The organism is Luteibacter sp. 9133 (assembly GCF_000800155.1).
Lineage (GTDB): Bacteria > Pseudomonadota > Gammaproteobacteria > Xanthomonadales > Rhodanobacteraceae > Luteibacter > Luteibacter mycovicinus.
Genome location: NZ_JUHO01000001.1, coordinates 3,165,121 through 3,184,370 on the forward strand (window position 1 = coordinate 3,165,121; position 19,250 = coordinate 3,184,370).

Below are 19,250 nucleotides of genomic sequence, written 5' to 3' on the forward strand. Positions count from 1 at the left end.
CGGCATGAAATGGTTTCTCCGTATCGGTATCGCGCTCGGTGCGCTGCTGCTCGTCGTCGTGCTGGCCGTGTGGTGGCTGGTCGGCACGGCATCCGGCCTGCGCTTTGCGCTGGCCCGTGCACAGGGTTTCACCGACAACGCCCTGACCGTCGACAAAGCCGAAGGTCGTCTCGCCGGCCCGCTCGATCTCGCTGGCGTCCGCTACCGCGACGGCAAGGGCATGGACGTGCGCGTCGCGTCGGCGCACCTCGACTTCTCGTTTGGCGCACTGCTGCGCAAGACGGCGCACGTGTACACGCTGACCGCCGACGGGATCGACGTGGCGCTCGGGCCCAGCGAGCCCGACACGCAGCCGTCCGAACCGTTCTCGCTCGAGCCGCCGCTCGACATCGTGCTGGACAAGGTCAAGGTCGGGCACGTCCACGTGACCCGGCAGGGCCAGCCGCTGTTCGAGTCCAACTCGCTTGATCTCGCCGGCTCCTGGACCGCGAAAGGCATTGCGCTGAAGACGCTCGCGCTGCGCGCGCCGGATGGTCAGGCCGACCTCGGTGGCACGCTGGCGGTAGGCAAGAACTATCAGGGTGACGGCAAGGCCAGCTTCCGCTGGAAAGTCGGCGATATCGATTACGCGGGCAATGTCGAAGCGCATAGCGACGGCGACAAGGCCCACACCATCGTCAAGCTCACGCTCCCGCTCGTCGCGCAGGTCGATGCAAATCTGACGCAGAGCGGCGACTTCCCGTGGACCGCGTCCATCGACGCACCCCGCTTCGATCCCAAGCCGCTGATCGGTGACAGCAGCCTGACCTCGCTCGGCCTGGCCGTGAAAGGCAGCGGCGACCGCTACGGCGCCAACCTCACCGGCGATCTCGACCTCAACGATTACAGGGTGCATCTCGCCCCGCTGAAGGCCGCGTTCGACCACGAGTACAAGCGCCTGACGCTGGACGAGCTCACGGTCGGCTCGCCGCAGGTCAAGGGGTCGCTCACGGCAAAGGGCACCGTGGAAATTGCCGCCACGCCGTTGTCGGCGGATCTCGCGCTCAACTGGAAGGACGCACTGGTCCCGGCCAGCGTCGCCGGCCAGGATCTCGCCAGCACCGGCCAGCTCGGGTTCAAGGGCAGCGCCGAGGCGTACCACGCCGCGGGCGATATCGACATCGGCCCGCCCGGTCACGTCGGCAAGTTCACGCTCGATGTCGACGGCAAGCCCGACCTCATCACGATGCATACCGTGCAGCTCAAGCAGGCCAACGGCAGCCTCGGCGCCAGCGGCACGCTGACGCTGCAGCCCGCGCTCGCGTGGAAACTCGACGTCAAGGGCGACCGCTTCGACCCCGGCCAGTTGCTTGCCGAATGGCCGGGTGCGCTGAATCTCGACATGTCGACCGAAGGTCGTCTGGTCGACAACCAGCCGCTGGGCACGCTCACGCTGCGCAAGCTCGACGGCACACTGCGCCAGCGTCCGCTGCGCGGCAACGGCGAGCTCACACTGAAACCCAGCGAAGTCGTCAACGGCACGCTCGACGTTGCCTCCGGCGGCAGCACGATCCGTCTGGATGCCAGGGGCGACACTTCGAACGACGCGACGCTGAAGCTCGCCATCGCCTCGCTCGGGGACTGGCTGCCTGACGCGGGTGGACGCGTGCAGGGTGACATTTCGGCGAAGGGCAATGTGCCGAAGCTTGCGGTGAAAGCGAACGTGCGCGGCAGCGCCATCGTCTACGCGGGGCAGAAGATCGACGCGCTGACCGTCGATGCCGATGTGCCCGACGTGAGCGCGCCGGGCGGCAAGCTCGCCGTTGTCGGTACCGGCGTCAATGCGGGTGGGTTGCTGTTCGAGCGCCTTGCCGTCAACGCCAACGGCACGCAAGAGAAGCACCAGCTCAGCATCGACGCGAAGGGTCGCCCGCTCACCGCCGACCTGCAGCTGTCGGGAGGCCTGCGCGACGGTGCCTGGAACGGCACGCTGTCCACGCTCAATATCGACTACCAGAATCTGCCGCGCTGGCGCCTGCAGAACGCGAGCCAGCTCGCGTACGAGGACGGCGCGATGAGCATGAGCGATCTGTGCCTCACGGCCGGCGATCCGCTCCTCTGTGTGGCTGCCAAGCAGGACAAGGGTGGCAACCTCGACGCCAGCTATCGCCTGCGTCAGGTGCCGCTGGCCTTGCTGATGACCGCCGCCGAGGCGTCGGACAGCCCGATGCGTGCCGACGGCATCATCGAAGGTGACGGCAGCATTCGGCGCACCGCCGCCGGCGCCCTGTCAGGCCAGGCGAATGTTCACTCCGCGCATGGCACGGTCGCTTATGCCGACCACGCCGACCAGCCTCTGCTGGTATACGACAACCTGACGGCCAATGCGCAGCTTGCGCCCGATAATCAGCGTTTGACGCTCAGCGCAAACCTCAATGACGGCGGTACGCTGGCCGGCAACGTATCGCTCACCGGCGCGCAGCAGGCGCTCGGCGGCCACGTTGCGCTGCATCTGAAGAACCTTGGCCTCATCGAGCTGTTCACGACGGAACTCGCCGAAGTGAAGGGCGGCCTCGATGCGAACTTCAACCTCGGCGGCACCGTTGCCAATCCTGCCGTCACCGGCCAGGCCGTGGTCGATAGCTTCGCGGCGGAAGTACCGAGCGCCGGCCTCAAGCTGAAGGACGGCCGCTTCAGCGTAAACACCACCGATGCGAAGAACTTCGCTGTCGACGGTACGGTGCGCTCCGGCGACGGCACGCTCGGCATCAAGGGCACCGCGCTGATCGGTACCGGCGCGACAATGCGCATCGGCGTGGAAGGCTCCAAATTCACCGCCGTCGACATCCCCGCGGCGAAGGCGATCATTTCGCCCAACCTGACGATCGTGCAGGATGCGAAGGGCATGAACGTCACCGGCAAGGTCGGTATCGATCTGGCGGACGTCAACGTCGAGCGACTGCCCGGTTCCGGCGCGACCAAGGCGTCGGCCGACGTCGTGGTCGTCGATGACAAACAGCAGGAGGCCGCCGCTGAAGCGACGCCGATCAGCGCGGATATCCGCGTCGATCTGGGGCAGAAGGTTCACCTGGTCGGTTTCGGCATCGATGGTCGTATCACCGGTCAGCTCGATGTACGTGAGCGCCCGGGTCGTGCGACGACGGGTCAGGGCCAGATCGGCGTCGACGGTACCTATAAGGCCTACGGTCAGGACCTGAAGATCGAACAGGGCCAGCTGTTGTTCGCCAGCACGCCCATCGACAATCCCGGCCTCAATATCCGCGCGGCGCGTACGCTCAACCCCAATGCCACGATCGACGACGGGCAGAAGGTCGGCCTGTACGTCTCCGGCACCGCGCAGCGTCCCATCCTCACGGTCTTCTCGAATCCCGTGATGGAACAGTCCGACGCCCTCTCCTACCTCGTCACCGGCAAGCCGCTGTCGCAGGTGAAAGGTGGCGAAGGGAACATGGTCGGCGCGGCGGCACAGGCACTTGGATCAGCCGCTGGCGACCTGCTGGCGAAGAGTGTCGGCTCGAAGATCGGCGTCGACGACATCGGCGTATCGAACAACGATGCGCTAGGTGGCACCTCGGCATTCACCGTGGGCAAGTACCTCTCGCCCCGGCTCTACCTCAGCTACGGCGTGGGCCTGTTCGACCCGGGTCAGGTCATCACCCTGCGCTACCTCTTCAGCCACCGCTGGAACTTCGAAGCGCAGAACGCGACAGACTTCAGCCGCGCCAGCCTCAACTACCGCCTCGAACGCTGACTCATGGTGCCGCGTCCCCCAGGCCGCGGCACCCAAAGGTAGGAGCCAGCCTGCTGGCGAAGCCTCAACGCCGCTAAAGCCGACGAGGCGATGCCTCACACGTGGTTCCCACCCCCATCACGATCCACATGATTCCCTCGTCCCGATAGATACAGATATCGGAGACGAGTCATGACATCCCGCAAAGCCGAAGAGATCCAGCACGAAGGCGCTTCCGGTGGCTGGGGCTCCGTCTCCGGTATGGCCAAGGTGCTCCTGCGAGAAAAGCCAACGCCGGCCTCCCTCGACACCCTGCTTCACCAGAACAAACCCCACGGCTTCATGTGTACGTCGTGCGCCTGGGGCAAGCCAAAACATCCGCACAAATTCGAATTCTGCGAGAACGGCGCCAAGTCGACCCTATGGGAGCTGACATCGGATCGCTGCACGCCCGACTTCTTCGCCGCCCATACGGTTACGGAGTTGCTCGGCTGGCAGGACTACGACCTCGAAATGCAGGGTCGCCTGACGGAGCCCATGCGCTACGACGCGGCGACGGATAAATACCTCGCCTGCACCTGGGACGAAGCTTTCACAGGCATCGGAGCGACACTCAGGACGCTGGACCCGAAGTCCGTTATTTTCTACGCCTCCGGCAAGTCCGCACTCGAACAGTCCTACCTCTACGGACTTACCGCGCGCTTCTACGGCAACAACAACCTGCCCGACAGCTCGAACATGTGTCACGAAACGACCTCGGTCGGCCTGAAGCAGGTCATCGGGTCGCCGGTCGGGACCTGCGTACTCGAAGACTTCGAGACGTGCGACGTGATCCTCTACTTCGGCCAGAACCCGGGTACCAACAGCCCGCGCTTTCTCCACCCGTTGCAGGAAGCCGTTAAGCGGGGCTGCAAGATCCTCACGTTCAATCCCGTACGCGAACAAGGCTTGGTTCGCTTCATCAATCCGCAGAACCCTATGCAGATGCTGAGCGGCCACGCCACCGAGCTGTCGCACATGTATCTGCAGGTGCGCCCGGGCGGCGACATCGCGGCAATGATGGGTATGTGCAAGCATGCGTTCGCCCTCGATGCGGCCCGTCGCGAAGGCGGCGAAGACGGTGTCTTCGACCGTGACTTCATCGCCCAGCACACCAGCGAGTTCGACGACTTCGCCGCGAAGGTGCATGCGACCACGTGGCACGATATCGAGCGCGAATCCGGTCTTACGCGTGCGGACCTCGAAGCCGCCGCGGACATCTACGCCACCGCGAAGAACGTCATCGCCGTCTACGGCATGGGACTGACGCAGCATGTCCACGGAACTCAGTCGATCGGCATGCTGGTGAACATGCTGCTGCTTGGCGGTCATATCGGCCGCGACGGGGCGGGCGCATGCCCGGTGCGTGGTCATTCCAACGTTCAGGGCCAGCGTACGGTCGGCATCTCCGAGAAGCCGGAACTGGTACCGCTCGATGTCCTCGCCAGGCAGTTCGACTTCGAGCCGCCGCGCGACAAGGGTATGGGTACGGTGGAAACCTGCGAAGGCATTCTCGCCGGCACGGTGAAAGGATTTATCAGCCTTGGGGGCAATTTCGTCCGAGCCATTCCCGACCAGGAGGTCGTGGAGACCGCGTGGTCCGCGCAGGCGATCACGGTCTATATCGCGACCAAGCTCAATCGCAGCCATCTCGTGCATGGCAAGGCCTCCTATCTCCTGCCCTGCCTCGCGCGTTCCGAGGACGACGTGCAGGCGTCGGGAAGCCAGTCCGTATCGATGGAGGACAGCTTCAGCCACATCCATGGCTCCGTCGGCAAGCGGAAACCGGCCAGTGAGCACCTGCGATCCGAGGTCGCCATCGTCGCCGGCATCGCCAAGGCGACGCTGCCTCCCAACCCGACATGGCGCTGGGATGAGTGGACCGCTGACTACGGCAAGATCCGCGATCTGATCGAGGCGACGTACCCGGACCAGTTCAAGGATTACAACGCGCGCATGTTCGATGCCGGCGGCTTCTATCGCGGGAATCCGGCGCGTGAACGTGACTGGAAAACAGAGACCGGCAAGGCAAGGTTCACCACGCCGACCGTTCTCTCGGCCGTCGGCGTCGGTGACGCGCCTGGCCGGTATCACCTGATCACGATGCGGTCCAACGATCAGTTCAACACGACGATCTACGGACATAGTGACCGGTTGCGCGGTCTCGAGGGCTCACGAGCCGTGTTGCTGATGAATCCGCAGGATATCGAGCGCGATGGCCTTCACGTAGGCGATGTGGTGTCGCTGGTTGGCGATGCTGGCGATGGCGCCGAACGGTCGGTGGGAGGCCTCACCGTTACGGCGTTCAATCTGCCTTCGGGCTGCGTCGGCGGGTACTACCCGGAGATGAACCCGCTTATGCCCTTGTGGTACCACGACGTGGATTCGAAGACGCCCGCGGCGAAGGGCGTGCCGGTGCGAATCTCCGCCGGAAAAAAACCCACATGAGCGGAGGACGCGGGATCAGCGCACGCGTGCGTCTCCGTCCTTATTGAAATGCCGATGGGTGGACGAACGCGGAAAATGTGCGGGTCAAGCGTGCCGAGAAAAATACTCTTTCGCCCGCCGGTTGACGTAGAAATAGAGAGCAATCGCCGTCAGCTGCGCTACGCCAAACAATAGAGATGAAACGACTTCCCACTCATCGAAGGGAATCTTGTTGATGGCCTGCACAGCGAACGCGCATGGGTACAGAAGCAAAAATCCCAGCAGGTAGCACTCTCGGCTGAACCGGGCACGCTTGAGGATCATCACTCCGGATCCGACCAAGGTGCTGATCGCCAGTGTGAACAGCTCGCCGCTTCCGTTCGTCCACCACTCATGAGCACTTATCCTTCGATCTGCTATCACGGCACCCCCGGGCAGAATCGTGGCGATCACGAAAGCGCCCGACGCCAAGGAGATAGCCGTCAGGAATCTCAAAATGCCAGGCATCGATTTGAGCTCACTCAAGTTGGGTCACATCGCAGAAGAGGCTGTCGTTCAAGTATCACGCAACGCCTCCGGCTGCGAGAGCAATATGCCGGCGGTGAATTGTTTTACAGCCGCATCTGCAAGGTTCGCAGATCGCCCGGTGACGCGATTGAAATCAGCGCCCCGAATGCAACCGATGCAGCAACTCAGCCTCAGTCAACGAAATCCCACATGTCTCCGCAATGTCCTTCGGCGAAGCCCCCTGCCGGGCAAGGCGCTGCGCGAGTGCCAGCGAGCGGTCACTCGTGCTACCCGGCTCGGAAGCAATCGTCACCGTCGGCGCACGACGCACCTGCTCTTCAATATCGCCAAGGCGGTTCTCGAGGCGACGAAGCATCGTGTTGAGTGCCGTCGGATCGATGGCGGGTTCGGCGAGCGGTGCGGGCGTCTGCTCGGGTTCGGCGACGGGCGCGGGTGCCGGTTTCGCGGGCGCGTTACCGAGGCGGCGGAACACCAGCAGCAGGCCGACCAGGTTCAGGGCGGCGAGTGCGATGAGGATGTATCCGACGATCGGGTTCATGCGGGGTGGCTTCCGGGGTTAGCGGGGACACGGTAACTCAGTGGGGGGGAATTCTGAAGATGCAGGTTGGTGCGGGTGGGATCGCCAGCAGGGCTGGCTCCTACACAGAGCGGGGGCGGTAACCTCTGCCGCTGTCAGGCGCGGCAGAGGCGGGGGACGTCGACGAGGGCGATGAAGCCGTCGTCGCGGGTGATGACGCCGGTGACGGGGTCGTCGCGGCGGTTCGCGCGGCCGGGCGGTGGCGGGTCGACTTCGTCGGCGTCGAACTGAAGCATCTCTCCGATCACGTCGATGAGCATGCCGACCGCCGTTCCGCTGTCTTCGAAGACGATGACGCGGCGCGCGTCTTCCGCGCCCGGTTCGAGTGCGCCGTCGAGGCCGAAGCGGCGACGGCCGTCCAGCACGGGTACGATCTGACCGCGCAGGTTGACGATGCCGAGAACGTCTTCAGGACCACCCGGTACCGGCGTGATGTCACCCGGACGGATGACTTCGCGCACGCTGTTCAGCGCCACGGCGTAACGCTGCCCCTTGAGTGAAAAGCCCAGCCAGGCGCCCTGCGCGTTGTGTTGCGAGTCGGTCACGGACCCAGCTCCTTTTCCAGCCATTCGATCAGCGCCGTGGTGTTGACCACGCCGCACTTGGGTTCTTGCGACATGCCGGCCAGCCAGGGCCGCGTGGTCGCGCCGGTGCGCCACTGGATGGCGTCGGCATCGAGTTCCACCGGTTCGTCGACGACGATGCAGGCGATCGCCCAGCGGCGATGGCCGAGCAGAACGACCGATGACGACAGCGCTCCCGCCATATCCGGCGAGATGATCGCCGCCAGATCCGCGACCCGCGCTTCACCGCTGGGATGACGCCAGCGCCCGAGGCATACCGGGTTCGGTACATTGGGCGGCGACAAAGGCGGTATCGGCAGGACGTGACTCACGTCGGCCATCGGCACGGCCAGCTTGACGCCGGCGGCAACGCAAAGCAGGTAACGGTTGTCGACGGCCGGCGCAGCGGACTCGGACGGCGCGTTGCGCCAGGTCTCGATGGCCACCACTTTGACTTCGTTCGGGGTCACCACGGCCGGCACCGCCGCAGGAGTCAGCAGCTCGGCAAGATAGTCGGCGACGATCTGCTCGGCGTCCTGCATGGCGCGCATCACGCGGCGGCATCCGTCGCGGGCGCGGTGGCCGACGCAACGGTGGAAGCGGCATCAACCGCGGGAGGCGCCAGCAATTCATCGAGCAACTGGCGATACGCCAGACCGCCGCGACGTGCGGCCGGCCACGAGGCGAGCGGCACACCGGCCGCACTGGCTTCGCGGATCTGCGTATCGGTAGGAATGACGGCCTGACTGACGCTGTCGCCGTATTGCTCGCGCAACTGATCCAGGCAGACGCGCGAGGCGTGCGTCCGCGAATCGAACATCGTCGGCACAATCGTGCGTGGCAGCGGACGACCGCGCGAGCGCTCGATCATCGACAGGCTGCGCAGCATGCGCTCGAGACCGGCCAGCGCCAATGCTTCGGTCTGTGTCGGCACCAGCAGACGATCGCTCGCCGCCAGTGCGTTGACCATCAGCACGCCGAGCGTGGGCGGGCAATCGAGCAGCACATGGTCGAAGTCGGGCGCGAGCTCGGCGAGCGCCTGGGTAAGCACCAGCCCCATACCCGGACGCGTACCCAGCTGACGGTCCAGCGTGATCATCGCGGGCGACGCAGGCAGCACACTCAACCGGTCCCACTGCGTGGCGTGCACCAGCGTGCGCACCGGCAGCGGCATCGCACTGTTACCGATGCCGAACAGATCGTAGACGCTGCCATGCGCCCCGCCTTCGACGCCGATGTAACCGGACAGCGAGGCATGCGGATCCATGTCGATGAGCAGCGTGCGCTTGCCGGACGCGGCGAGCAGACTGCCCAGCGCGACCGTGGTCGTGGTTTTTCCGACGCCGCCCTTCTGGTTGGAGACCGCCCAGGTGATCATCAGCGATTTCCCCCGGCCGGCGCGGCCGCGGCATCGCTGTAGAAACGCGACGGGGCCGCCTTGTCGCTCATCACGACAATCAGCACGCGGCGGTTCCGGTTGCGTCCGTCGTCGGTATCGTTCGCCACGATCGGACGAAACTCGCCCCAGCCGACGATACCCACGCGATGCGGATCCACACCCGTCGTCGTCAGCAGACGCGCCACGGTAGCGGCGCGTGCCGCGGACAGCTCCCAGTTGGACGGGAACGTCGGCGTGGCGATCGGCGTGTTATCCGTATAGCCCTCGATACGCATCGGGTTCGGAAACGGCGCGAGGATGCCGGCCAGCTTGCGCAGCACGTCATCGGCCGGCGCCTGCAGTCTGGCGACACCGACCGGGAACAGCATGTCGGTCTTGACCTCGATCTCGAGCCAGTCCGGCGTCTGCCGCACGTTGACCAGACTCTTGTCGATCAGCGGCTTCATCGCCCGCTTCACTTCGTCGGAAATCTGGCTGAGGCTGGCGTCCTCGGTCTTGCCGACCGTGGTGTTCGCCGCCGTCGCGGTATTCGTGCTGGCCGCTTCCTGACGCTCGGCGGCGGCGCCTTCGTGACCGGGCAACGGCAGGTTGCGCGGCGGAACGGGCACGTCGATGCGGGCGATGGGCGCGGCGGCCGGCGCACGCGACTGATTCGGCAGCGGCACCTGCGCGGCGGGCGTCGCCTCGCGGATCGGCTCGATCACCTTGCCCGTGCCGTTGAAGGCTTCGTTGATGGACTGCGCCATCACCTTGAACTTGGTTTCGTTGACGGCCGATACCGCGTACATCACCACGAACAACGCGAGCAGCAACGTGATCAGATCGCCATAGGGGATCGCCCAGCGCTCGTGATTGATGTGCTCTTCGTGGTGGCGGCGCTTCACGAGAGAAACCCCTGCAGCTTGCTCTCGATGTGCCGCGGGTTGTCGCCCTGAGCGATCGAGACGAGGCCTTCGACGAGGATCTCGCGCATCTGCGAACGCTGGCGGGCCAGGCCTTTCAGGCGTGACGCCATGGGCAGCGCCAGCAGGTTGGCCAGGCCGATACCGTAAATGGTGGCGACGAAGGCGGCCGCGATGCCGTGGCCGAGCTTGCTGGGCTCGGCAAGGTTCTGCATGACCGACATGAGGCCCATGACGGCACCGATGATGCCCATCGTCGGCGAGTACGCACCGGCGTTTTCGTAGACCTTGGCGGCTTCGATGTCGTTGTGCTCGCGTGCGAGCACTTCCACTTCGAGCACGGAGCGCATGGCGTCCGGCTCGGTGCCATCCACCAAAAGCTGAAGCCCCTTACGGATGAAGGGGTCCGATTCGCGCTCGATGGCGGGTTCCAGCCCGAGCAGGCCGGTGCGCCGGGATATCTCGCTCCAGCCGACGATGCGGCTGACGAGGTTTTCCGATTCGATATCCGGCGGGCGATACACCCACGGCAGCATGCTCCACGCACGCTTGAGTACCGGCCCCGGCGTCTGCACCAGTAGCGCGGCCAGGGTGCCGAGGAAGACGATGACGAACGCCGCCGGGTTCCACAGGGCATCGAGACTCGAGCCTTTGAGGATGGTCCCCACGATGATGACCACGAAGGCCAGGATCGTGCCGACGACGCTCACGATATCCATGTCAGACAGCCATCCTCAATGAAGGCAGCACCTGCCCACTGTCATCGGCCAGACCGGCAAGGTCGAGCACGAGGGAGATACGCCCGTCACCGGTGATGGTCGCGCCGGCGACACCTGGAACGTCCTTGAGGAACGGGCCCAGCGGCTTGGCCATGACGTCTTCGCGGCCGAGCACTTCGTCGACCAGACAACCCAGCGTCTGGTGACCGATCTGCACGACGACGACATGGCCGCCCTTCCCGCTCACCCCGGCCCAGTGACCGAGGTCGGCGAGCGGCAAGGCGCGCTGACGGTGCGACGCGACGATGCGGCCGTCGAGCTCCTGGATCTGACCGGGAACGAGCTCGAACACTTCGGTGACATTGGACAGCGGGAGCGAAAGCAGACGATGACCGACGCGAACCATCAGCACGCGCATGATCGCCAGCGTCAGCGGCACTGACAGGCGTACCGTGCTGCCATGACCGACACGCGAGTCGATGGACAGCGTGCCGCCCAGTTCGACGATCTTGGTCTTGACCACGTCCATGCCGACGCCGCGGCCGGAAATGTCGGACACCGTGCTGGCGGTCGAGAAGCCCGGGCGGAAGACGATTTCGTAGCATTCGCGCTCGTCCAGACGCGCGGCCTGCTCGGCGTCCATCAGGCCCTTTTCGACGGCCTTGCGGCGCAGGACCTCGGGATCCATGCCCTTGCCGTCGTCGGTGACGGTAATGACGATGCGGTCGCCGTACTGGCCAGCGGCGAGGCGCACCGTGCCCAGACGCGACTTGCCTTCGGCCGCGCGCACGTCAGGCATCTCGATGCCGTGATCCACCGCGTTACGCAGCAAATGCACGAGCGGATCGGCGAGCGCCTCGACCACGGTGCGATCGATATCGGTTTCTTCGCCTTCCGTGACGAGCTCGATCTCTTTACCGAGCTGGCGGGCGAGGTCACGAATGATGCGTGGGAAACGGGAGAACAGTTTGCCGACGGGCTGCATGCGCATGCGCAGCACGGCGTTCTGCAAGTCTTCCGCGACGCGCTCCAGCTCGCCGATGGCACGTTCCATCGGATCGTTGCCGCCGCGCGGTGCGAGGCTGGTGAGGCGGTTGCGTACGAGCACGAGCTCGCCCGCGGCGTCGACCAGGCTGTCGAGACGATGCGTGTCGACGCGAACCGTCGTGTCGGCGGCGGACGCGGCGCGCTTTTCGCCAGCCGCGGCGGGCGCGGCCTTCGCTGCGGGAGCAGCCACTGCCGGCGGTGCGGGTGCAGCGACGGGAACCACGGCGAGCGCAGGCGTGGATGCGACAACAGGCGCCGCACCACCGACCGCACCCGGCGCTGCCGTGCCGTGAAGGGAATCCAGCAAGGCTTCGAATTCGTCGTCGCTGATCGCGTCGTTGTTCGACGGCAACGGTGCGGCAGCGACCACGGGTGCGGGCGTCGGTGCCGATGCGGAAACAGCTGCGCTGTCCGCGCCTGGCGCCCCCGTGCCGTACAACGAATCGAGCAGCGCTTCGAACTCGTCATCGTTGATCGTCGCGGACGAGGCCGGTGCCGGCGCACGGTCGGTGCGCGCGGCGTCGAGCATCGCCTCGAATTCATCTTCGATCGGGTCGTACGCTTTCGGCGCGGAAGGTGCCGCGACCGGCGAAGAGATCGGTACCGCCAAGGCAACGGGAGCCGCGGATACGGCACGACCGGGAATCAGCAGCCGGTCGAGCAGCGAACGCGGCGCGGGCTCGATCGGCACGCCGCCATCGGCGGCGCGCATCATGTCGTTGAGCAGGTCGAGCGACTCGAGCAGCGCATCCATGAAGGCGGCGTTGAGCACGATCGTGCCGTTACGCGCTTCGTTCAGAAGATCTTCGCCACGGTGGCACAGCTCCACCATGGGATTGAGCCCAAGAAAGCCCGCACCGCCCTTCACGGTGTGGAACGCACGGAAGACCGCGTTCAGCAGCTCCGTGTCGTTCGGCGACGCTTCGAGATCCACGAGCTGCTCGCCCAGGCTCTCGAGCAGTTCGCGCGCTTCGATCAGGAAGACGTTGAGCAGCTCGTTGTCCAGCTCCACGCTCATAGCGGGCTCAGAATCCGAATTCGCTGAGGAGGCGATCCACCTCGTCCTGGCTGACCTTGTCCGCGGCCGGCGCATTGCCGCCCGCGAGCGAGCCGGTCAGACGGACCAGCTCGACCAGCGACGACTCGACCTTGGCCATGAACGCTTCGACCTGCGCCACGCGCTGACCGGAAAGATCCTGCCACGACTGGGCTTCGACCATTTCGCCCAGGCCGATGTCGCAGCTCTGCGCGAAATCGCCCACGCGCACGGCAAGCGCCGTGGCATTGGCGCCGAACGCCGGATCGGCGTGATCGAGCACGAGCACTTCGTCGGCCTGCTTCGCCAGCGCCTGGGCCTGCGGACGCAGCTTTTCGCTGAAGTCCAGCGTGCGGTGCGCGGCGGTCGAGCTCATTTCCAGCACGTCACGCAGATGCTTGCGCGCATCGCTCATGTTGCCCGGCACGCCGTCGGTCGAAATGTCGGAAGCGAGGCGGCGCACGGATTCGTGCAGGTCGCGCGCAAGGTGGCCCAGCGCCAGGAACAGGTGCTGCTCGCGGCTGCGGATCAGGTTGTCGAGTGCCTTTTCGAAGGCGGCGCCGTCGTCGGCCTCGAGCAGCTCGCGCAGTTCGGGGACGACCTCTTGGCCGGGGGAGAGCATCGTATTCATCGTTATTCCCTTAGCCCGCAGCCGCGGCGAGTCGTTCGAAGATCTTGTCGAGCTTTTCCTTCAGCGTGACCGCCGTGAAAGGCTTGACGACGTAGCCGTTAACACCGCTCTGCGCGGCGGCGATGATCTGATCGCGGTTGTTTTCCGCGGTCACCATCAGCACCGGCAAGGACTTCAGACCGGCATCGGCGCGGATAGCGCGAAGCAGGTCGATGCCCGTCATGTTGGGCATGTTCCAGTCGGTGACGACGAGGTCGATCGGCTGCGAGCGCAGCAACGCGAGCGCCGCGTTACCGTCTTCGGCTTCCTGGATGAGCGTGTTGGTGAAACCCAACTCGACCAGGAGATTCCTGACGATGCGCCGCATGGTGGAAAAGTCGTCCACCACGAGGATCTTCATGTTCTTGTCCAAAACTGCTCTCCGCCACGTGCTTTTTCTTTACCGGCGACGGCACCGCGATGCCGTCACTGCTTGTCTTTCCAACCCGTCATGCGTGCACGCAGGCGAATCAGGGCCTGACCATGGATCTGGCACACGCGCGACTCGCTCACACCCAGTACCACACCGATTTCTTTCAGGTTGAGCTCTTCATCGTAGTACAGCGACATCACCAGCTTCTCGCGTTCCGGCAGGCCGTCGATCGATTGCGCCAGCGCGTCGCGCAGGCCGTTCTTCTCGAAGTTGCCTTCCGGGCCCGAGGCGTCGGGGTCCGCGACGTCGATCGCCGCGCCTTCGTCGCCTTCCGGCGCCGTGAGGCTCAGCAACCGCGCGCTCGCCGCGTCGGCCAGAATCTGGTTGTACTCCATGGCGTCGATGCCCAGCCGCTTCATCACTTCCGCGTCTTCGGCGTCGCCACCCGTTTCGTTCTCGATCTGCCTCGTTACTTCAGCCACCTCGCGCAACTTCCGGTGGACGGAGCGCGGGGTCCAGTCCGTCTTGCGCAGTTCGTCCAGCATGGCGCCACGAATGCGGATGCCCGCATAGGTCTCGAAGCTGGCCGCGCGAGTCGGCGAGTAATTTCTTGCGGCCTCGAGCAGTCCGATCATTCCGGCCTGCATGAGGTCATTCGCGTCCACGCTTGGCGGCAGGCGGCCCATCAGGTGATAGGCGATCCGGCGCACCAGGGGTGCATGCGTTTTAACCAGTTGATCCGCTGGAACTCTAGTGATTTCAAGGTATTCGCTAGCGACACTCACAGCGGCAGCCCTCCCCCCATGTGGTTCCGTTCGGCGAAAAAGCCGATGCGACCCTGCACCCGGGGTTCGGGTTCACCCCATGTATCGACCGACCGGGCCAGATTCTTGAATCCCACCGCCGAGCGGCTGCTCGGCCAGGCGTCGACCACGGCCGCCTGACGGCGGATGGCCTGACGCAGGTACTCGTCGTGCGGAACCATGCCCATGAAATCCAGGGACACGTCCAGGAAGCGGTTGGTCACGCGGGCCAGCTTCTCGAACAGCTGACGGCCTTCCTGCGCATGGCGGACCATGTTGGCGACGATGCGGAAGCGGTTCACGTCGAACTCGCGGCTCATCACCTTGATCAGCGCGTAGGCGTCGGTCAGCGAGGCCGGCTCGTCGCAGACCACGACCACCACTTCGTCGGAGGCTGCCGCGAACATCGACACGCTGTCGGAGATGCCGGCGGCGGTGTCGACGATCAGATATTCGGGGGCGACCGGGTATTCGTCGAAGGCGCGGATCACGGCGGCGTGCTCGATATTCGGCAGCTGCGCCATGCGGCGCGCGCCCGAGGTCGCCGGGATCACCTTCAGGCCGTGGTTGGCGTGGAGGATCAGGTCCTCGATGCGGCACTCGCCTTCGAGCATGTGGCCCAGATGGCGCGTGGGCTGCAGGCCCAGCAGCACGTCGATGTTCGCCATGGCCAGATCCGCGTCCAGCAGGACCACGTCACGGCCACCCATCGCGAGCGCCATGCCGAGGTTGACCGCCACCGTGGTCTTGCCCACGCCGCCCTTGCCGCCCGCCACCGCGATGCTGCGCGTGGGACGACGGTCGGCGAGCCAGTTGAGCCCAGCAGCCTGGGTGGAATCGACGTGTGTGTTCATGAAGGAATTCACTGCCGTGAAGGGGTGTGCGGATGCGGATGCCGTGGTCACGTTACTTCAGTTCCCGGTGTCAGGCGATGGCTGGCGCGGTGGAGAAGCCGAAACGGTCGGCGAGAATCGCGTCGTCCGGTTCGTCGGTGCGCTGCTTGACGAGTTGAGCGGCCAGGCAGACGAGTTTGCGCGCATCCGCGGAGGCGATGTCTTCCGGCACGCGCTGGCCATCCGTGGTGTAGTCCAGCGGCAGTCCGTGGCGGATGACGGCCGACAGGGCACCGCCGATCAGCGGGGCCTCGTCGAGCTTGGTCAGAATCGCGGTCTGCGGCGCCAGCGGCGCGTAGGCACGGATCGCGTTGTCGATGGCCTGCGCCTGCGCGTTCGCGGCAAGCACGAGGCAGACACGCACCTCGGTCATCGCGCGCAGGGTGTCGAACTGCTGCTGGAGCTTGGGGTCGTTACCGGCCAGGCCGGCGGTGTCGATCAGCACGGTGTGCTTGCCACGCAGCTGGAGCAGCACGTTGCGGAGGCTCTGTGCATCGTGGGCGTTGTAGACGCGCACGCCGAGCAGGCGGCCGTAATGTTCCAGCTGGGCGCCCGCACCGATGCGGTACTGGTCGGCACTGATCAGCGCGACGTTCGAGGCGCCGTGGCGGAGCACCGCACGCGCCGCGAGCTTGGCGATGGTGGTGGTCTTGCCAACGCCCGTCGTGCCGACCAGAGCGGTGACGGCGCTACCGGCGGTATCGGCGTTGCGGCCGCTGGTACGGATGTTGCGCGAGAGGATGCCCAGCGGCAGGTAGCGGGCCTGCTCGGCGGTCATGCCCGGCGGCAGCTCGGCGCAGAGCGCGCGAGCCACGTCGCCGTCGATGCCCAGGCGGGTCATCTCGCGGAGCACGCGGGCGCGCAGCGGCTGGTCGCGGTCCATCTGATTCCAGGCGAGCGTGGACAACTGCACTTCCAGCATCTCACGCAGGCTGTTGATCTCGGCACGCACGCCATTGACGGCGGCGTCGCTGTTCGCGTTGTGGTTCGGGGCGACCGTCGCGGCGCGCACCACATCGGCGACGCTGGCGGCGAGCGCGGCGCTCGACTGACGCTGTGGCGCATTCGGATTCGCGACCTGCGGAGCGGCGGGCGCCGGAGCACCGCGCGTCACACGTTCGACAGCGGCGGCGGTCGCGGCCTTGGCCTGATCGATGCGGGCGGCGAAGTCGTTGTCGCGGCGCGCGCGGATCGGCGCTTCCTCGCGCTCGCGCGGCGGAAGATCGACACCGAAGCCGGCTTCACGCACCAGCGCTTCGTCGTAATCCAGCGCCGCGATGATCTCGATACCGTCGTCCAGCCGACGGGTCGACAGGATCACGGCATCCGGGCCCTGCTCGTCGCGCACCTGGCGCATGGCCTGGCGCATGTCGGGGGCTACGAAGCGTTTGATTTTCATGCGTTCGATCCTGTGTCCATGTTCATTCCCCACTTACCTGCCGAGCGCCGTCACCAGCTTGACGCGTCGGTTATCCGGAACTTCGTTGTAAGCGAGTACATGCAGGTTTTGGGCCACATGACGCGTGAAGCGCGAAAGCCATGGACGAAGCGCGGGAGAGACCAGCAATACCGCCGGTTCGCCGGCCGCTTCCTGACGTCGTGCGGCCTCGGCGACGTTCTGCTGAAGACGATCGGCCAGACCCGGCTCCACGGCCGCGCCGGTCGGACCGCCACCCTGCAGCGACTGCAGCAGGATCTGCTCGAGTTCCGGCGCCAAAGTAATGACGGGCACTTCCGAACCCAGGCCGGCGATCTCCTGCACGATCTGACGACCGAGCGTGACGCGTACGGCGGCGGCGAGCACGCCGGGATCCTGACTCTGACCCGCGTGCTCCGCCAGCGACTCGACGATGCCGCGGAAGTTGCGGATGGGCACGCGCTCGGCGAGCAGGTTCTGCAGCACCTTGACCACCGCGCCCAGCGACAGCCGCTTGGGCACGAGATCTTCGACCAGCTTCGGCGTCTGCTGGGCCAGACGGTCGAGCAGCTGCTGTACGTCCTGGTGGCCGATGAGTTCGTGGGCGTGGTTCTGCAGAATGTGCGACAGGTGCGTGGCGATGACGGTGGCCGGGTCGACCACGGTGTAGCCCAGCGTCTGCGCGTGCTCGCGCATGCCCGGCTCGATCCACACGGCATCGAGGCCGAAGGCGGGATCGCGCGTGGCGATGCCATTGATCGTCCCGTGCACGCGGCCCGGATCGATCGCGAGCATGCGCTCGGTATGGATTTCGGCCTCGCCCATCGGCACGCCCATCAGCGAAATGCGATAGCCGTGCGGTGCGAGATCGAGGTTGTCGCGAATGTGGACGGACGGGACGAGAAAGCCGAGCTCCTGCGACAGCTTGCGACGCACGGATTTGATCCGCGCCATGAGCTCGCCGCCCTGCGCCTTGTCCACCAGCGGAATCAGGCGATAGCCGACTTCCAGGCCGATGGTGTCGACCTGCGCCACGTCTTCCCACGAGAGTTCGAGACGCTCGGCCGGCGGCGCGGACTCCAGCGCCAGATCGGTACCCGGGGCGCCCGGCGTGCCGGTGGCGCCACCCTCGGCAACGAGGTTCTTGCGCTGCTGCAGCTTCCACGCGGCAAAGCCGGCGCCACCGGCCAGCAGAAGGAACGGAATGTTCGGCATCCCGGGGATCAGACCCATCGTGCCGAGCACGGCGGCGGCCACGCCCAGCGCCTTGGGCTGACCGAACAGCTGGCCCATCACGTGCTTGCCCATCTCCTGCGACTTGGACACGCGGGTGACGATGACCGCCGTGGCGATCGAGAGCATCAGGCCGGGGACCTGGGCGACGAGGCCGTCACCAATGGTCAGCAGCGTGTAGGTACGCGCGGCTTCGCCGGCCGACAGGCCATGCTGGAACATGCCGATGAAGAAACCACCCAGCATGTTGATGGCGAGGATGAGCATGCCCGCCGTGGCATCGCCGCGGACGAACTTGGACGCACCGTCCATCGAGCCGTAGAAGTCGGCTTCCTCACGCACTTCCTGGCGGCGCTCGCGCGCCTGTTCCTGGGTCAGCAGACCGGCGTTGAGATCGGCGTCGATCGCCATCTGCTTGCCGGGCATGGCGTCGAGGGTGAAGCGGGCGGTCACTTCGGACACGCGGGTGGCGCCCTTGGTGACGACCACGAAGTTGATGATGGTGAGGATGGCGAAGACGACGAAACCGACGGCGAAGTTGCCGCCGATGACGAACTCGGCGAAGGCCTCGATGACCTTGCCCGCGGCGCCCGGGCCGTTATGACCGTGCAGCAGCACCACGCGGGTGGAAGCGATGTTCAGCGCCAGGCGCAGCAAGGTGGCGAACAGCACCACCGTCGGGAACGAGGCCAGCTCCAGCGGGCGCATCACGTACATGGTGGCGAGCAGGATCACCAGCGACAACGCGATGTTGAAGGTGAACAGCAGGTCCAGCATGAAGGGCGGCAGCGGCAGCATCATCATGCCGAGCATGATCAGCATGGCGACCGGCGCCGCCACGCCTCGGCGGCCGATCTGCCGGAACGTACCCATCAGGTTGGTGGAAGCGGCCAT

The 19,250-nt window shown here is 65.7% G+C and carries 16 protein-coding genes; 2 read left to right on the plus strand and 14 right to left on the minus strand.

The window, feature by feature from the left end; genetic code table 11:
• Nucleotides 1-4 precede the first annotated feature (4 nt).
• On the plus strand, nucleotides 5-3,751 hold the full coding sequence (locus FA87_RS13735) for a translocation/assembly module TamB domain-containing protein (RefSeq protein WP_043698179.1): 3,747 nt from the start codon (nucleotides 5-7) through the stop codon (nucleotides 3,749-3,751).
• A 171-nt stretch (nucleotides 3,752-3,922) separates the two neighbouring features.
• A complete protein-coding gene (locus FA87_RS13740; RefSeq protein WP_052191360.1) occupies nucleotides 3,923-6,217 on the plus strand; it encodes an FdhF/YdeP family oxidoreductase in 2,295 nt (764 codons plus the stop codon).
• 84 nt (nucleotides 6,218-6,301) lie between these two features.
• Here the strand turns inward: FA87_RS13740 and FA87_RS13745 are convergent, their stop codons facing one another.
• The 14 genes from FA87_RS13745 to flhA all read right to left on the minus strand — a co-directional run bounded on the left by FA87_RS13745 (nucleotide 6,302) and on the right by flhA (nucleotide 19,250).
• Nucleotides 6,302-6,721: a hypothetical protein gene (locus FA87_RS13745; RefSeq protein WP_156128561.1), complete on the minus strand. Its 420-nt coding sequence runs from the start codon at nucleotides 6,719-6,721 to the stop codon at nucleotides 6,302-6,304.
• A 136-nt stretch (nucleotides 6,722-6,857) separates the two neighbouring features.
• Entirely contained in the window at nucleotides 6,858-7,262 is a 405-nt protein-coding gene (locus tag FA87_RS13750) for a DUF2802 domain-containing protein (protein ID WP_043695293.1), read from the minus strand.
• 134 nt (nucleotides 7,263-7,396) lie between these two features.
• A complete protein-coding gene (locus FA87_RS13755) occupies nucleotides 7,397-7,846 on the minus strand; it encodes a chemotaxis protein CheW (protein WP_239709099.1) in 450 nt (149 codons plus the stop codon).
• The gene (locus FA87_RS13760; RefSeq protein ID WP_043695296.1) at nucleotides 7,843-8,415 is read right to left on the minus strand and encodes a hypothetical protein; all 573 of its coding nucleotides are present in this window, start codon (nucleotides 8,413-8,415) and stop codon (nucleotides 7,843-7,845) included. The genes FA87_RS13755 and FA87_RS13760 overlap by 4 nt, the downstream gene beginning before the upstream one ends.
• Entirely contained in the window at nucleotides 8,415-9,242 is an 828-nt protein-coding gene (locus tag FA87_RS13765; protein WP_081907393.1) for a ParA family protein, read from the minus strand. The genes FA87_RS13760 and FA87_RS13765 overlap by 1 nt, the downstream gene beginning before the upstream one ends.
• The gene (motD, locus tag FA87_RS13770) at nucleotides 9,242-10,147 is read right to left on the minus strand and encodes a flagellar motor protein MotD (RefSeq protein ID WP_051943384.1); all 906 of its coding nucleotides are present in this window, start codon (nucleotides 10,145-10,147) and stop codon (nucleotides 9,242-9,244) included. Before motD ends, FA87_RS13765 begins: the two co-directional genes overlap by 1 nt.
• Nucleotides 10,144-10,884 carry a flagellar motor protein gene (locus FA87_RS13775; protein ID WP_036111245.1) on the minus strand — a complete coding sequence of 247 codons (741 nt, stop codon included), beginning with the start codon at nucleotides 10,882-10,884 and terminating at the stop codon, nucleotides 10,144-10,146. Before FA87_RS13775 ends, motD begins: the two co-directional genes overlap by 4 nt.
• Nucleotide 10,885: 1 nt before the next feature.
• Entirely contained in the window at nucleotides 10,886-12,949 is a 2,064-nt protein-coding gene (locus FA87_RS13780; RefSeq protein WP_043695300.1) for a chemotaxis protein CheA, read from the minus strand.
• Nucleotides 12,950-12,956: 7 nt separating this feature from the next.
• On the minus strand, nucleotides 12,957-13,598 hold the full coding sequence (locus tag FA87_RS13785; RefSeq protein ID WP_176809059.1) for a protein phosphatase CheZ: 642 nt from the start codon (nucleotides 13,596-13,598) through the stop codon (nucleotides 12,957-12,959).
• Nucleotides 13,599-13,608: 10 nt separating this feature from the next.
• Nucleotides 13,609-14,010: a chemotaxis response regulator CheY gene (gene cheY, locus FA87_RS13790; RefSeq protein ID WP_036111237.1), complete on the minus strand. Its 402-nt coding sequence runs from the start codon at nucleotides 14,008-14,010 to the stop codon at nucleotides 13,609-13,611.
• 53 nt (nucleotides 14,011-14,063) lie between these two features.
• A complete protein-coding gene (locus FA87_RS13795) occupies nucleotides 14,064-14,795 on the minus strand; it encodes an RNA polymerase sigma factor FliA (protein ID WP_036111235.1) in 732 nt (243 codons plus the stop codon).
• Entirely contained in the window at nucleotides 14,792-15,667 is an 876-nt protein-coding gene (locus FA87_RS13800; protein WP_036111233.1) for a P-loop NTPase, read from the minus strand. Before FA87_RS13800 ends, FA87_RS13795 begins: the two co-directional genes overlap by 4 nt.
• A 70-nt stretch (nucleotides 15,668-15,737) precedes the next feature.
• Entirely contained in the window at nucleotides 15,738-17,105 is a 1,368-nt protein-coding gene (gene flhF / locus FA87_RS13805; RefSeq protein WP_043695304.1) for a flagellar biosynthesis protein FlhF, read from the minus strand.
• Nucleotides 17,106-17,138: 33 nt separating this feature from the next.
• The gene (gene flhA, locus FA87_RS13810; protein WP_036111227.1) at nucleotides 17,139-19,250 is read right to left on the minus strand and encodes a flagellar biosynthesis protein FlhA; all 2,112 of its coding nucleotides are present in this window, start codon (nucleotides 19,248-19,250) and stop codon (nucleotides 17,139-17,141) included.

Coding starts and splice junctions, on each gene's coding strand:
- FA87_RS13750 (WP_043695293.1), bottom strand. CDS start 7,262: ATGAACCCGATCGTCGGATACATCCTCATCGCACTCGCCGCCCTGAAC.
- FA87_RS13765 (WP_081907393.1), bottom strand. CDS start 9,242: ATGATCACCTGGGCGGTCTCCAACCAGAAGGGCGGCGTCGGAAAAACC.
- FA87_RS13780 (WP_043695300.1), bottom strand. CDS start 12,949: ATGAGCGTGGAGCTGGACAACGAGCTGCTCAACGTCTTCCTGATCGAA.
- FA87_RS13785 (WP_176809059.1), bottom strand. CDS start 13,598: ATGAATACGATGCTCTCCCCCGGCCAAGAGGTCGTCCCCGAACTGCGC.
- flhA (WP_036111227.1), bottom strand. CDS start 19,250: ATGGCCGCTTCCACCAACCTGATGGGTACGTTCCGGCAGATCGGCCGC.
- FA87_RS13740 (WP_052191360.1), top strand. CDS start 3,923: ATGACATCCCGCAAAGCCGAAGAGATCCAGCACGAAGGCGCTTCCGGT.
- FA87_RS13735 (WP_043698179.1), top strand. CDS start 5: ATGAAATGGTTTCTCCGTATCGGTATCGCGCTCGGTGCGCTGCTGCTC.
- FA87_RS13760 (WP_043695296.1), bottom strand. CDS start 8,415: ATGCGCGCCATGCAGGACGCCGAGCAGATCGTCGCCGACTATCTTGCC.
- FA87_RS13800 (WP_036111233.1), bottom strand. CDS start 15,667: ATGAACACACACGTCGATTCCACCCAGGCTGCTGGGCTCAACTGGCTC.
- flhF (WP_043695304.1), bottom strand. CDS start 17,105: ATGAAAATCAAACGCTTCGTAGCCCCCGACATGCGCCAGGCCATGCGC.
- FA87_RS13775 (WP_036111245.1), bottom strand. CDS start 10,884: ATGGATATCGTGAGCGTCGTCGGCACGATCCTGGCCTTCGTGGTCATC.